The sequence below is a fragment of the Anaerovorax odorimutans DSM 5092 genome (assembly GCF_000426305.1).
Lineage (GTDB): Bacteria > Bacillota > Clostridia > Peptostreptococcales > Anaerovoracaceae > Anaerovorax > Anaerovorax odorimutans.
Map to the genome: position 1 here is coordinate 23,044 of NZ_AUFC01000015.1, position 14,363 is coordinate 37,406.

The 14,363-nt window shown below is 31.2% G+C and carries 11 protein-coding genes; 10 read left to right on the forward strand and 1 reads right to left on the reverse strand.

The annotated features are described in order from the left end of the window. The first annotated feature begins 40 nt into the window (after positions 1 to 40). A complete protein-coding gene (locus K292_RS16275; protein ID WP_051280450.1) occupies positions 41 to 721 on the forward strand; it encodes an alpha/beta hydrolase in 681 nt (226 codons plus the stop codon). Here the strand turns inward: K292_RS16275 and K292_RS0106700 are convergent. Next, positions 704 to 2,686, reverse strand: coding sequence for an NAD(+) synthase (locus tag K292_RS0106700; protein ID WP_037372728.1), 1,983 nt, complete (start codon positions 2,684 to 2,686; stop codon positions 704 to 706). The genes K292_RS16275 and K292_RS0106700 overlap by 18 nt on opposite strands. 554 nt (positions 2,687 to 3,240) lie before the next feature. Between K292_RS0106700 and K292_RS18555 the strand changes: the two genes are divergently transcribed. The 9 genes from K292_RS18555 (at position 3,241) to glmS (ending at position 14,337) form a co-directional block, all read left to right on the forward strand. After that, positions 3,241 to 3,405: a hypothetical protein gene (locus K292_RS18555; RefSeq protein ID WP_156900491.1), complete on the forward strand. Its 165-nt coding sequence runs from the start codon at positions 3,241 to 3,243 to the stop codon at positions 3,403 to 3,405. A 447-nt stretch (positions 3,406 to 3,852) separates the two neighbouring features. After that, positions 3,853 to 4,812, forward strand: coding sequence for a 3'-5' exoribonuclease YhaM family protein (locus tag K292_RS0106710; RefSeq protein WP_027399192.1), 960 nt, complete (start codon positions 3,853 to 3,855; stop codon positions 4,810 to 4,812). 17 nt (positions 4,813 to 4,829) lie between these two features. Further along, on the forward strand, positions 4,830 to 7,052 hold the full coding sequence (recD2, locus tag K292_RS0106715) for an SF1B family DNA helicase RecD2 (RefSeq protein WP_027399193.1): 2,223 nt from the start codon (positions 4,830 to 4,832) through the stop codon (positions 7,050 to 7,052). Further along, complete coding sequence (locus K292_RS0106720; protein ID WP_027399194.1) at positions 7,033 to 7,779, forward strand: ComF family protein; 747 nt, start codon at positions 7,033 to 7,035, stop codon at positions 7,777 to 7,779. Before recD2 ends, K292_RS0106720 begins: the two co-directional genes overlap by 20 nt. 478 nt (positions 7,780 to 8,257) lie before the next feature. Beyond that, complete coding sequence (hpf, locus tag K292_RS0106725) at positions 8,258 to 8,785, forward strand: ribosome hibernation-promoting factor, HPF/YfiA family (RefSeq protein ID WP_027399195.1); 528 nt, start codon at positions 8,258 to 8,260, stop codon at positions 8,783 to 8,785. A 295-nt stretch (positions 8,786 to 9,080) separates the two neighbouring features. Further along, entirely contained in the window at positions 9,081 to 9,929 is an 849-nt protein-coding gene (gene cdaA / locus K292_RS0106730) for a diadenylate cyclase CdaA (RefSeq protein ID WP_027399196.1), read from the forward strand. Then, positions 9,910 to 11,121 (forward strand): CdaR family protein, encoded by a 1,212-nt coding sequence (locus K292_RS0106735; RefSeq protein WP_084145922.1) that lies wholly within the window; start codon positions 9,910 to 9,912, stop codon positions 11,119 to 11,121. The genes cdaA and K292_RS0106735 overlap by 20 nt, the downstream gene beginning before the upstream one ends. Beyond that, positions 11,121 to 12,470: a phosphoglucosamine mutase gene (gene glmM / locus K292_RS0106740; protein WP_027399198.1), complete on the forward strand. Its 1,350-nt coding sequence runs from the start codon at positions 11,121 to 11,123 to the stop codon at positions 12,468 to 12,470. The genes K292_RS0106735 and glmM overlap by 1 nt, the downstream gene beginning before the upstream one ends. A 37-nt stretch (positions 12,471 to 12,507) precedes the next feature. After that, positions 12,508 to 14,337: a glutamine--fructose-6-phosphate transaminase (isomerizing) gene (glmS, locus tag K292_RS0106745; RefSeq protein ID WP_027399199.1), complete on the forward strand. Its 1,830-nt coding sequence runs from the start codon at positions 12,508 to 12,510 to the stop codon at positions 14,335 to 14,337. Positions 14,338 to 14,363 lie beyond the last annotated feature (26 nt).

The following is a 14,363-nucleotide window of genomic DNA, read 5'->3' on the forward strand; positions in this document are numbered from 1 at the left end:
TTATATAAAATATATAAAAATATAATGGAGAAAAAATGTCATGAATAATACCGAAAAGAATAAAAGAATAGGTATTTTAATTATTCATGGATTTGCAGGAAGCAGAGATGAGATTAGAACTTTGCATGAATATTTATCTAAGGAAAAATATGATATAGAAATGCCTTTACTTACAGGGCATGAGGCAACGAAGGAAAATTTAGCAAAGGCACATTTTAAGGATTGGCTGTTAGATGTGGAAGAGTCTTATATTAAGCTTTCAAAGAGATGTGAAAAAATAGTTGTAATAGGCTTTTCTATGGGAGGATTACTTGCAGTTAATCTATATAAATATAAACCAATTGCGTTAATAACAGTAAATACCCCTATATATTATTGGAATATTAAAATTATCCTTGAAAATTTCATTTATTCCCCAAGTACATATTTGGTAAAGTATATAAATGCATGTAACTCTAAACCTGTGTCAGCATTATTGCAGTTTCAAAGATTATTAACAAAGACAAAACCTCTTTTTAAGATCATATATTGTAATGTACTTGTTATACAAACAGTTGATGATGATACAGTTCATTTTAAAAGTGCAGATTATATTTATGACCGCCTCAAAGGAAGCAAAGAGCTTCTAAAACTTTCAAAAGGCGGTCATATAGTATTTAACAGTGATAGCTGTTTTCGTGTTTGCAGTATAATAGATAATTATTTACTCCAATTCCTTTAGCCATTCATAAGAATCTGCGTCACTAGGCATACGCCAGTCACCTCTAGGGGAAAGACTTACAGATCCAATTTTAGGGCCGTCAGGCATACAGCTTCGTTTAAACTGTTGAGCAAAGAATCTCCTGTAAAAAACAGTAAGCCATTTTTTAATAAATAATTCGTCATAATCATCTTGGAATACTGTTTTAGCAATATAATAAAGCTTCTTTGGAGACATTCCATAACGAATTGTATAAAACATAAAAAAGTCATGTAATATATATGGTCCCACTGTATCTTCGGTTTTTTGAGCAATTTTCCCTTCTTTATCAGGAGGAAGAAGTTCAGGAGATATAGGTGTATCCATAATATCTTGAAGGGTTGATTTTAAAAGTACATTATCTGAACTGAAGCTTTTGTCTTCATTTGTTCCACTCAATTTATTTTCCATAACCCATTTTATTACAAAACGTACTAAAGTTTTTGGAACACTGGCATTAACACCATACATTGACATATGATCACCGTTATAGGTACTCCACCCTAGTGCTACTTCAGAAAGGTCGCCTGTTCCTATAACTAAGCCGCTTTCTTTATTTGCAACGTCCATGAGTATTTGAGTTCTCTCTCTCGCTTGGGAATTTTCATAGGTAACATCATGTTTGTCTTTATCATGTTCAATATCTTTAAAATGCTGTAAAACAGCATCTCTTATAGGAATTTCAATTATTGTAGCACCTAATAACCTCATAATAGTAAGAGCATTATTATACGTTTTATCTGTGGTTCCAAAGCCAGGCATTGTAATAGCAACTATATCCTTTGGATCCTTGTTTAACAGCTTAAATGTTTCAGCACATACAAGTAAAGATAATGTAGAATCAAGACCTCCTGATATTCCCACAATAGCTTTTTTTGAATGTGTATGTTCCATTCTTTTTGCTAATCCTGATGATTGTATGCTAAATATACTTTTACATCTTTCATCAAAAGTTTTTGGGTCGTTTGGAACAAAAGGATTCTTAGGATATTTTCTTGTAAGCTGATCATTTCCCATTTTAAGTACTGGAAGAGGAAGAATATCAATAGATGTAAATGAGAATCTTTCTGTATAAGCAGAAGCACATTCTTCAAAATGCTGACCGTAAGTTCTCTCAAACTTAATTCTTTCGTAATCAATCTCACCGTAAATGATGGAATTTTCTCTTTCAAAAAGTGGGCTTTCAGCAAGTAAACTGCCGTTTTCTGCAATAATACTGTGCCCTCCAAATACTAAATCAGTACTTGATTCGTGAACACCTGAAGATGTATATACATAACCGCACATGTTTTTTGCACTTTCCTGACAAACAAGAGTATTGCGGTATTCTGATTTTGCTACAGTTTCATTACTTGCAGAGGGGTTGCATATTATGTGCGCACCGTTTAATGCAAGGCGGGCACCGGGAGAAATAGGAACCCAGAGATCTTCACATATTTCTATACCTAAATTTAAACTGTTTTCACTGTCTGTAAAAATTAGGTTACCAAAAGGTATGTCATCACCAAATAGATTAACAGACGTAATATCTTCCGAAATTCTTATACCGGAAGCAAACCATCTTGCTTCATAAAATTCTCTTGAATTAGGCATAAACATTTTTGGAACTATACCCATAATCTGTCCTTTTTGAATAAGAGCAGCACAATTATAATTGTTATTTTCAAGATGCAGATAGAAACCTACAATAACAGCAGCTTTTAATTTTTGTGTAGCATCTTTAATTTTCTTTAACCCTTGTAAAGATTTTTGATATAAAAATTCCTGATAAAACAAATCACCGCAAGTATATCCAGTAATACAAAGCTCGGGAAACAGTATTATTCCAGCGCCATGCTTGTCCGCTTCCATAGCACATTTTATAATTTCTTCTGTATTATATTCCGTATTGGCTACTTTTAATTTTGGTGTTACAGCAGCGCTACGAATTATACCAAATTTTTCCATAATAATTCCTCCATATATTTACTATTATTTATTATATACAAAAGAAATAAAAGTTAAAAGGAAAGATTTAATAAAATGAAATAAGCCGAAATTGTAAGAAAAATATAAAAGTAAAGATAATAATGGTTATAAATACAATGAAAATAATGAAAAACCTAATTTGTATGCTACATGTCTTGCTAAAAAAATGATAAGACAATACAATAAAAAGATTAACAATAAGTTAGTTAAAAGAGGAACTAGTAAATTGCTTAATTGACTGTATCGTTCTAGTAGGGGATATTATAATTCACAATTTTAAAATCAAATAAAGCTATATATTTTTACTATGGACTTGCTATCAATAATATGATATCTTAAATTTTGATTAGATTATTAACATAATAGATTACATTTCTTTATAATAAAAAATCAAACTAATAAAAAGAATATCTGAAGAAAATTGGTTGATTTATACAATGTATTGTAAAAAGTGAAAAAGAGATATTCTTATTTGAAATTTAATTTTGACACTCAAAGGTTTTAATAAAATTACAGATACAAGGAGTAAGGATATGAAGATAATATTATTTATTAATAGTATAATGATTTTAATGGCATTATTATTTATAATAATGCCAGGAATACCAAGTATAATAGGACTAATTATACTTAGTATAAATATAATAATTACAATGGTAATTATTATATTACTTAGAAATTTACATGAAGCTTCTTAAAAAATATACTGATATAAATTAATACAACTTTAATTTTGGTTTTGCTACAAAAATATAAGTTGGTTAAAATTGTAATTACATGATTTTTAAGATAATAGCTTTATGTATGTACATATATTAAAAAAATAAAATCAAAATGCTTAGCAAAAATAATAAATTTTTCATTTGATTTTATAAGAGTAAAGACGTGTCTTAACAATAAAAAATTTTTATTATAAAGGCTGGATAAAAAATCAGCCTTTTTTTAATGTAAAATTAGTTTCAATTTATAAAATAAATGTAAAAAAATACAAGGAAAATATTGACAATTAATATATAATTGAATATCATTTTGTTATTAGCTCAAATTATTAAATAGGTCATATGTTGCGATATACATATAAATTAGTATATAATAAATTGCAAAATAAAATAAACAAAGTTGTCCCATATTAGGAGGTTTTATATATGAAGACGAGTTATATTAAGCAGTTTAGAACAGATGATGAAGTAATAGATTTTTTTATGGTTAAAGCTATTTCTATAAAAACAGGATCAAATAAAAAACAATTTCTTGATTTAATGCTAGCAGATTCAAGTGGAGATATTACAGCAAAGAAATGGGACGTTATGGACACAGAATTACCTAATTTAAATGATATTAAAGAAGGTGATCTTGTAAAGATAAAAGCAAATGTGACAGAATGGAATGGTATGAAGCAACTGAGAGTGACAAAGATTCGTAAAGCTTCTCCAAGTGATGAAGTTGATTTTACAGATTTCATAAAAGCTGCACCTGAAAAGGCAGAAGATATGTTTAATTATATAATGGGTAAGGCTCAGTCAATAAAAGATGAAGATTTAAAAAAATTAACACTTGCTATTTTAGATAATAACAAGGAAAAACTTATGTACTATCCCGCGGCTACAAAAAATCATCATGCTGAGTTTGCAGGACTTTTATATCATGTTAAGAGAATGCTCATGATGGCAGAAAGAGTGTGTCAGGTATATACAAATCTGAATGTTGATCTGGTTATGACCGGAGTTATTATTCATGATATTGAAAAATTGACTGAGATAGAAGCAAATGAAATGGGGATTTCTTCAGGATATTCCTTTGAAGGGCAAATGCTTGGACATTTGGTTCAAGGTGTAAAAGTTATTGACAGACTTGCAGGTGAATTGGGAATAAACAAAGAAAAGACTATTATGCTTGAACATATGTTAATATCTCATCATTATGAGCCTGAATTTGGAAGCCCAAAAAAACCATTATTTCCGGAAGCTGAAATTCTGCACTATCTAGATATAATAGATGCCAGAATGTATGATATGTTTGAAGTGCTTGAAGCCACAGAAGAAGGAGAATTCTCAGATAAAGTTTGGACATTGGACAACAGAAAGATTTATAAAGCTAAATTTTAATAGAAATAAGGTTTAAGATGGAAGTTAAACAAGGTACAATTGTAGAAATCATTTATCATAATAAGGAAAATTATTATACTGTAGCTATAGCAGAGAATGAAGAAGAAGAATTTACAGCTATAGGCTGTTTGCCTGGAGTTGATTGCGGCAGAACCTTTTCATTTACAGGAAATTGGAAAATTCACTCAAATTATGGAGAACAATTTGCTTTTACAGAATATGAGGAGCAGATGCCTAAAACATATGAAGGCATAGAAAGTTTTCTCTCTTCCGGAGTACTTAAGGGAATAGGTAAAAAAACAGCTAAATCCATAGTTCAAAAATTTGGAGAGGGTGCTTTGGAGATTATCGAAAAATCCCCCGATTTATTGACACAAGTAGATGGTATCGGTGAAAAAAAAGCCTATTCAATTTCTAAAGCATTTTGTGAACACAGAGAATTTGCTAAAATAACTCTCTATTTTCAGCAGTATGGAATTGCAGCTTCTTATGCTATGAAATTATATAAGGCTTATGGTAAAGAGACTATAAAAGCTGTGGAAGATAATCCTTATCAATTGGTAGATGATATTTTTGGCATAGGATTCAAAAAAGCAGATAAAATAGCAGAAAGTATGGGCGTTGGCAAACAGTCGGAATACAGAATTAAAAGCGGTATTAAATATGCTCTGTGGATTTTTGTAAATGAAGGACATACCTATGTTCCGCAAAAATTATTCTGCGAAAAAACAGGAAATATGCTTGATGTAAGTGCAGAACTTGTATATGAAAATTTAATTCAAATGGCATTTGAAGGAGATATTCATTTAGAAAACTTGGAAGAGAGAACAGTAGTGTTCCCTATGCCTTATTTTGCAGCAGAGCAGAATGTATGTAAATTATTAATTGCATTAAATGATTCAAATTTGAAACCTATAAGCAAAGATGTTGAGCAATTGATATCTATAACAGAAAATGAAACATCTATAAACCTTTCGGATAATCAAAAATACGCAGTTAAAGCATCATTGCAAAACGGCGTATCGGTTATTACAGGAGGGCCGGGGACAGGAAAAACCACTATTATAAATACAATAATAAATATACTTAATCATAGTGGCTTATCTACAGCTATAGCAGCTCCCACGGGAAGAGCTGCTAAAAGAATTACTGAAACTTCAGGATTTTCTGCTTCTACAATTCATAGACTTTTAGAATATTACTATTCAGAGGGTGCTGACTCCATGCAGTTTGGTAAAAATTCAGAAGATCAATTGGATTTTGATGCTATCATTATTGACGAAGCATCTATGATAGATATTCTGTTAATGAACAATCTTTTAAATGCTATACCAAAGGGAACGAGGCTTATTATTGTAGGAGATGCCGATCAGCTTCCATCAGTGGGGGCAGGGAACGTTTTAAGAGATATTATTGAGAGTGAAATTATTAATTGTGTTAAGCTCACAGAGATTTTTAGACAGGCAAAAGAAAGTCTCATTGTAGTAAATGCGCACAAGATAAATAAGGGTGAATATCCATATTGTAACGAGAAGGACAAAGATTTTTTCCTGCTTAGAAAAAGCAGAGAAAAAGAAATAATCGAAACTATTAAAGGGCTGTGTTTAAAAAGGCTTCCAAATTATTATGAAAACTGCAATCCGGTTAGAGATGTGCAGGTTATTACTCCTGTTAGAAAAGGTCTGCTTGGAAGTATTAATTTAAATAAAGAATTACAAAAAATATTAAACCCGCCTACACCGAGTCTTGAAGAAAAAATTTTCGGAGACCGTATATTCAGAAAAAATGATAAAGTAATGCAGATAAAAAACAACTATCAGTTAGAGTGGAAAAAGAGTGATGATTTTACAGAGGGACAAGGTGTTTTCAATGGAGATGTGGGATTTATTTATGATATAGACCTAGAGTTTAATGAAATGACAATAGTCTACGAAGATAATAAATATGTGAAATATCAATTTTCTCAGCTTGATGAAATAGAATTAGCATATGCTGTTACAGTGCATAAAAGTCAGGGGAGTGAGTTTCCACTTGTAGTCATGCCCATTTCGTGGTTCCCACCAATGCTTGCCACAAGGAATCTTTTGTATACTGCCGTAACAAGAGGAAAAAGAGTAGTTATATTAGTAGGATCAGAAAACAAAATGCATGCAATGGTGGATAATAATAGTATAACAGAGAGATATTCGGGTCTGGGAACAAGGCTTAGAGGGTTTTTAAATGTTGAAGAAAATTTTTGAAGATTTAATGGAATTAATTTATCCTTCTAATATTTATTGTATTGCTTGCGGCAATTTAATTGATAAAACAAGACCATACAGTCTTTGTGATAGTTGCGTTCGTACTTTAAAATGGAATAATAAAAGCTCCTGTGAAAAATGTGGTAAAAAATTAAATGAAAGTTTCAGTCAAAATTTATGTTCTGACTGTATGGAGTCACAACATTTCTTTGAAAAAGGATATTCTTGTGTAGAGTATGGATTGGCAGAAAGAAAAATTCTTCACAATTTTAAATATAAAGATAAAGCATATCTATGTCGTAAATTATCAGAAATAATGTACGACAGAATAAATTTAGAAAATTTAAATGTTGATATGCTAATTCCAGTACCTATGTATATTAGAAAACAGCGAATAAGGGGGTATAACCAAGCTGAACTTTTAACTAAATATTTGTCAATATATATGCAGCTGCCCTATTATAAAAAAGTTTTAGTGAGAAAACATGATACAAAACCAATGAATAGTTTAGGGGTAGAAGAGAGGAAAGAAAATATAAAAAAAGCCTTTACTGTTAAAGATAAGTGGGTTAAAATAATTCAGAACAAAAAAATTCTTTTAATAGATGATATTTATACAACCGGAAGTACTGTAGATGAATGTAGTCGAATGTTATTAAACAACGGTGCAGATAAAATATATGTATTTGCTTTTGCAGCAGGTGCAGATATATTAAAGAAAGTATAAATTTAGTTCAGAAATCAGATATTGAAATTGCTTAGGTCTGTGGTTGAAAATCCAAGCTAGTTACGGGCAAAGGGATCCACGTAAGCTGGACCGCAAGGCGGCAGTGATCATGGCGTAGTTTAGATGTAAGTCCTCTGACAAAAGTCAGTCAGGCAGGTGTGGGGGCAAAAACCAGGTCAGCTAGGCAATTTCAATATCTGATTTTAATTATTTTTTGAATATTTATACATGAAAGCTTACAAGGAAAATCAGCGCTTATATAATATTATAGCAAAAAGTTTGAATAGAATAAAAAAAATATACCTATAGAAATAGTTTTAATATACATTGATTTTTAGGGATTTGGCTGTTAACTTTAAATATATAGCTATGGATAATTTTGCATAAATAAATTAAAAAAAATAAGGAATTTTGCAAAAAATATGGTATAATAAACTAAGACTAATTCAATTATGAAACAAGCTAGGAGGTGCATTATATGAAAGTTATAATTACCAGTAAAAATTTTAACGCAAGTGATCATCTTAAACAGTTAATTGAAAACAAGTTTGAGAAATTAGGTAAGTACTTTTCTGATAATATAGTAGTGAATATTATGTTAACTACTGAAAGAGGTAGAGAAAAGGTTGAAGCTACAATTAATGCGAAGGGTACAATCTTTAGAGCTGAAGAAGAAAGTAGCGATGCTTATACAGCTGTAGACAAAGTTGTAGATAAACTATCTACTCAAATGTCAAGATTTAAAACGAAACTTCAGCGTAAACACAGAGGACAAAAAGAATTTATTTTTACTGAATTACCTGATACAGATGATGACCTTGAAGAAATTAAGCCAGTAAAAACAAAGAGCTTTGAATTATTGCCAATGTCCGTTGATGAAGCAGTTATGCAGATGGAACTTTTGGAACATGATTTCTTTGCATTTCTTAATATGGAAACCAACAGTGTAAATATAGTTTATAAAAGAAAAGATAATAATTATGGATTATTAAAAACATATTATTAAAATAAATAAAAGGGATGGTTTTATACTATCCCTTTTATTATACGCAAAAAAACAATACGTTATAAGAGTGAATGATTATTTGTGCTTGCAGGACTTCACATTAGACAGATAGATTATTTTATGCATGGTATTTTTTCTCTAAAAAACAAAAATGTTAAATAGAGAAGTTTTTTTAATTTTATGATTATAAGTTTTGTAAATTTAATGTTTTTTCTGTTTGAAAGCTTGGATTCCTATTGTAAATATTATTAATTTTAGGTACAATATAAATATCATAGCCAAGGGGGAGAAACCTGTGTCAGATATATTAAATAATATTGTTTCAACAGTGGGAATATTCGATGTTATAGATATAGCTATTGTGTCTTTTATTGTTTATAAAATTTTAGGATTTATAAGAGAAACCAGAGCAGAGCAGCTTGTAAAAGGGCTGCTAATTTTAGTAATTGCATTTTTTGTTTCGGATTTGTTTCACATGAATGCTTTAAACTATATTTTAAATAAGACGATGACGTTAGGTGTATTGGCATTAGTAGTAGTGTTTCAGCCTGAACTTAGACGAGGGCTTGAATATGTGGGACGAAGCAAATTTGTAAAACCTCAGTTTAATAATTTAGATAAAGAACATGCAAAGTTTATAACTAGTGAAATCATAAAAGCAGTAGATTGTTTTTCTACAAATAAAGTTGGTGCATTAATGATATTGGAAAGAGAAATTTCTTTAAATGATATAGCTGAAAACGGAACTACTTTAAATGCCTCTATATCAAAGGAGTTACTTGGAAATATATTTTATGAAGGGGCACCCCTTCATGACGGAGCGGCTATTTTAAGAGGGGACATAATTTTAGCCGCAGGATGTGTATTACCACTTACTCAAAATAAAACTTTGAGCAAGGAATTAGGAACAAGGCATAGAGCAGGAATTGGAATTACTGAAAACTCTGATGCTATTGCTTTAATAGTTTCTGAAGAAACGGGTATTATTTCTATAGCTATTGATGGAAATTTATCCAGATTTCTTGATTTAAAAACAGTAGAAAAGACTCTTTTAAATCTATATCTTTCTAATCCAAAAGAAGAAAAAGAGAAACCATCGTTTTTAAATCTGTTTAGGAGGAATAATGAAGATGCCAAGGAGTAATACCTTTTATAAAATTATATCTGTTATTATTGCAGTGATTCTTTGGTCGTATGTAATTGTCGAAGTTAATCCAACAAGTAAACAGACGATAAAGGATGTTCCTGTTCAATTGATAAATGAAGAAAATCTTACAGCAAGAGAATTGGCTATATATGGAGATACAGACTACAAAGTAGACGTTACAGTTGAAGGTAAAAGAGGAGACATTGCAAAAATAAAACCTGATGAAATTATTGCCAATGCGGATTTATTTGGGTTTACAATTGGTAAAAATTATATCCCTGTTACCGTTACAGTTCCGGATTCTTTAGAAGTTGTGGAAATAAAATCTTCAAAAATAGTTGTAAATATAGAAGATTTAGTTGCAGCCAGCAAACCTGTTAAAGTAAGCTTTACAGGAACAACAAAGGAAAATACTGAAATAGGAGATATTTCAACACAGCCAGAAGAGATTGAAGTATCAGGGGCAAAATCATATGTGAGTCAAGTATCCAATATACTGGTAGAAGTAGATTCATCAAAATTTACAAAATCCGGAAATAAAATTCAAGCGGAAGCCATTCCTCTTAATTCAGATGGAGATCCGGTAAATAATGTGAGTTTATCGTCAGATTATGTGGATGTCAGCGCTAAACTGTATAATATAAAAGAGGTCAAACTCAACGTTGAAGTTAGCGGTGAGGCAGCATCATTTTATGAAATTAAAGGAATTAATAAACCATCTACAATAAAGATTAAAGGATCAAAAGATGATTTGAAAGATATAACCGAAATAAGTGCAGAACCTATCGATATTACCGGAACAAAAACCACTGCAAATATTAAGATTAAACCTATATTGCCAAAAGATATTGAAATTGCCAGTGATTCTAAAAACTTAGTGGTAAATATACAAATTAAAGGCATAACAACAAGATATTTTGACTATAGTGCTAGTGAGATAGGTATTGAAAATTTACCTGAAAATCTCAGTGCAGATATTCAAACAGATAAAATAACTATAAAAGTATCGGCAAGTGAAGCCGTTATCGCGAATCTTTCTAAGGGAGATTTTAAACCTTATATTAATTTAGCAAATGCTGCTAAAGAGACAACAAGTACTGCAGTATTGGTAAATTATAATAAGCAGGTTAATAATATTGAAATAAGTCCTGCAAATGTACAGATTCTTTTAAGTGAGGTAGAACAATAATGAGTAGACTTTTTGGGACAGATGGAGTTAGAGGTATTGCTAATTCTGAATTAACTCCGGAATTAGCGTTTAATTTAGGAAAGGCTGGTGCATATGTACTAAGTAAAAATCAACAAAGGCCGATTGTTTTGATTGCAAAGGATACAAGAGTTTCGGGAGATATGTTGGAGGATGCTATCAGTGCCGGAATACTTGCAATGGGTGGAAATGTAATAAAAGTAGGAGTGCTTCCAACTCCTGCAATTGCATATTTAGTAAAATATTATAAAGCAGATGCCGGCGTGGTGATTTCAGCCTCTCATAATCCTTTTGAATATAATGGAATTAAATTCTTTAACAGTGAAGGGTTTAAGCTTGATGATGAGATTGAAGATGAAATAGAAGATATAATTATAAGAAATATAGATGTGAACAGTCATATAACAGGAGATAAGCTTGGCAGATGCCTTGAAGCTGAAGATAATGCCCTTTCTTTATATGCTGACTTTTTAAAGGGAACAATGGGAATGTCCCTTAAAGGAATGAAGCTTGTTATTGATTGCGCAAATGGAGCAGCTTATAAAGTTGGAGAAAAAGTTTTCAAAGAGCTTGGTGCAGAGGTTGTTACAATATTCAATAAACCTGATGGCATAAATATTAATTGCGGATGTGGTTCTACCCATCCTGAGATGCTGCAAAAAACTGTCTTGAAGCACAATGCAGATTTAGGATTGGCTTTTGATGGAGATGCAGACAGACTGATTGCTATAGATGAAAAAGGAAGAATCATTGATGGTGATAAAGTAATTTTGATTTGTACTAAAATGTTAAAATCAATGAATCAATTAGCTAAAAATAAAGTTACAGTTACAGTTATGAGCAATATAGGATTTCATTTAGCGGCAAAAGAAATAGGATGCAATGTTGAGACTACTCAAGTTGGTGACAGGTATGTACTTGAAAGTATGCTTAAAACAGGAAGCCAAATTGGCGGTGAACAATCTGGTCATATTATCTTTTTAAATCATACAACAACAGGGGATGGTATCTTGTCAGCATTGCAATTAATTAAGGCTATAAAAATGTTAAACAAAAAACCTTCAGAGCTGTCAGATGAAATTGTAATTTATCCTCAAATTTTAAAAAATGCAAAAATTAAAAATGAAAATAAGAAAAAATATATAGATGATCCTGAAATCAGTAAAGAAATTAAAAAGGTAGAAGAAATGATGGCTGAAGAAGGAAGAGTTTTAATAAGACCTTCCGGCACAGAGCCTCTTGTTAGGGTTATGATTGAAGGAAAAAACATAGAGATTATTACTGGGCTGGCAGAGAAGCTTGCAGACCTTTTGGAAAAACGCTTTGGTTAATACAGCAAAATAAAGGGTAGATAGGAGGATATGAATTATGTGCGGTATAGTAGGATATATTGGTGATGGGAATGCTACAGAAATTATTATTGATGGATTAAAAAAATTAGAATACAGAGGATACGATTCTTCGGGAATCGCAGTGTATGAAGATCATAAAATTCTAGTAGAAAAAGTAAAAGGAAGAATTGCAAATTTAGAAGAAAAAATAAAGGACAAAAAATTTACAAGTCATGTTGGAATAGGACATACAAGATGGGCTACTCATGGGGCTCCTTCTGATGTTAATTCACATCCACACAGTAATATGGATAATTCAATTGCCGTAGTTCATAATGGTATTATTGAAAACTACATAGAACTTAAAGAGTGGTTAATAAAAAATCATAATATTGTTTTTCGTTCAGAAACAGACACAGAAGTTATAGCACATCTTATAAGTGTTTTTTATGAAGATGATTTGACAGATGCAGTTTATAAGGCAGTAGAAAAAATGCGAGGTGCATATGCTATTGGTGTAGTATCAGCAAATGAACCTGATAAAATTGTGGCGGTGAGAAGAGATGCTCCTCTTATTGCAGGCCTCGGAGATGGGTGTAACTTTATTGCATCTGATATTCCTGCTTTATTAAAACATGTAAGAAAAATCTATTTAATTGAAAATAATGAAACCGTTGTTTTAACTAAAAATGATGTAAAGATTTATAATGCTGACAGAGAAGAAGTTAAAAGAGATGTTTTTAATGTAACTTGGGATGCAGATGCGGCTGAAAAAGAAGGCTATGACCATTTCATGCTTAAAGAGATACATGAACAGCCTAAAGGAATTTCAGAAACTTTAAATAGACGTCTTGATGAAGATGGTATGATTAAATTAGATGGAATTAAACTTTCTAAAAATGATCTGGAAAAATTCAATAAGGTGTATATAGTAGCTTGTGGTACTGCATATCATGCAGGGCTTGTAGGCAAATTTATAATAGAGAAATTAGCGAAAATTCCTGTGGAGGTTGATGTTGCATCAGAGTTCAGATACAGGGATCCTTTTGTGGATGAAAATACTTTATTTATTGCAATAAGTCAGTCAGGAGAAACCCTTGATACTTTAGCAGCGTTAAGAGAGGCAAAGAGCAAAGGGGCAAGAATTCTATCTGTTGTAAATGTGGTTGGAAGTTCAGTTGCAAGAGAATCAGACGATGTCTTTTATACTTGGGCAGGACCTGAGATTGCAGTGGCATCCACAAAGGCATATACTACACAGCTTGTGTGCATGTATTTAATAGCATTATATATGGCAAAGACAAAGGAAATTATAGAAAAAGAGCTTTATGATAAATATATAGAAGAACTAAAGGAAATTCCAGAAAAGTTAAATACCATTTTAAATAAAGAGCAGGATATATATGAAATGGCAAAGGATCTATATAAAAGAGAACAAGTTTTCTTTATAGGCAGAGGACCTGATGCTGGAGTTTCATACGAAGGATCATTAAAGTTAAAAGAAATATCATATATAAATTCATTTGCTATTGCAGCCGGAGAATTAAAGCACGGAACAATTGCTTTAATAGAGCAGGGTACATTGGTAATTGCACTAGCTACACAAGATAAGCTTTTTGAGAAGATGCTTTCCAATATTCAAGAAGTAAAAGCAAGAGGGGCTTATGTAATTGGTCTTGCAAAGGAAAACAATAAGGATATTGAAACTCAGTCTGACAGAGTAATTTATATTCCTCAGTGTATGGATGAAGTTTCACCTTTACTTTCCGTAGTACCATTACAGATTCTAGCTTATTATATTTCTAAGCTGAGAGGCTGTGACATTGATAAACCAAAGAATTTAGCTAAATCTGTTACAGTAGAATAGTAATTATCTAATTTGTAAAGGTGGAG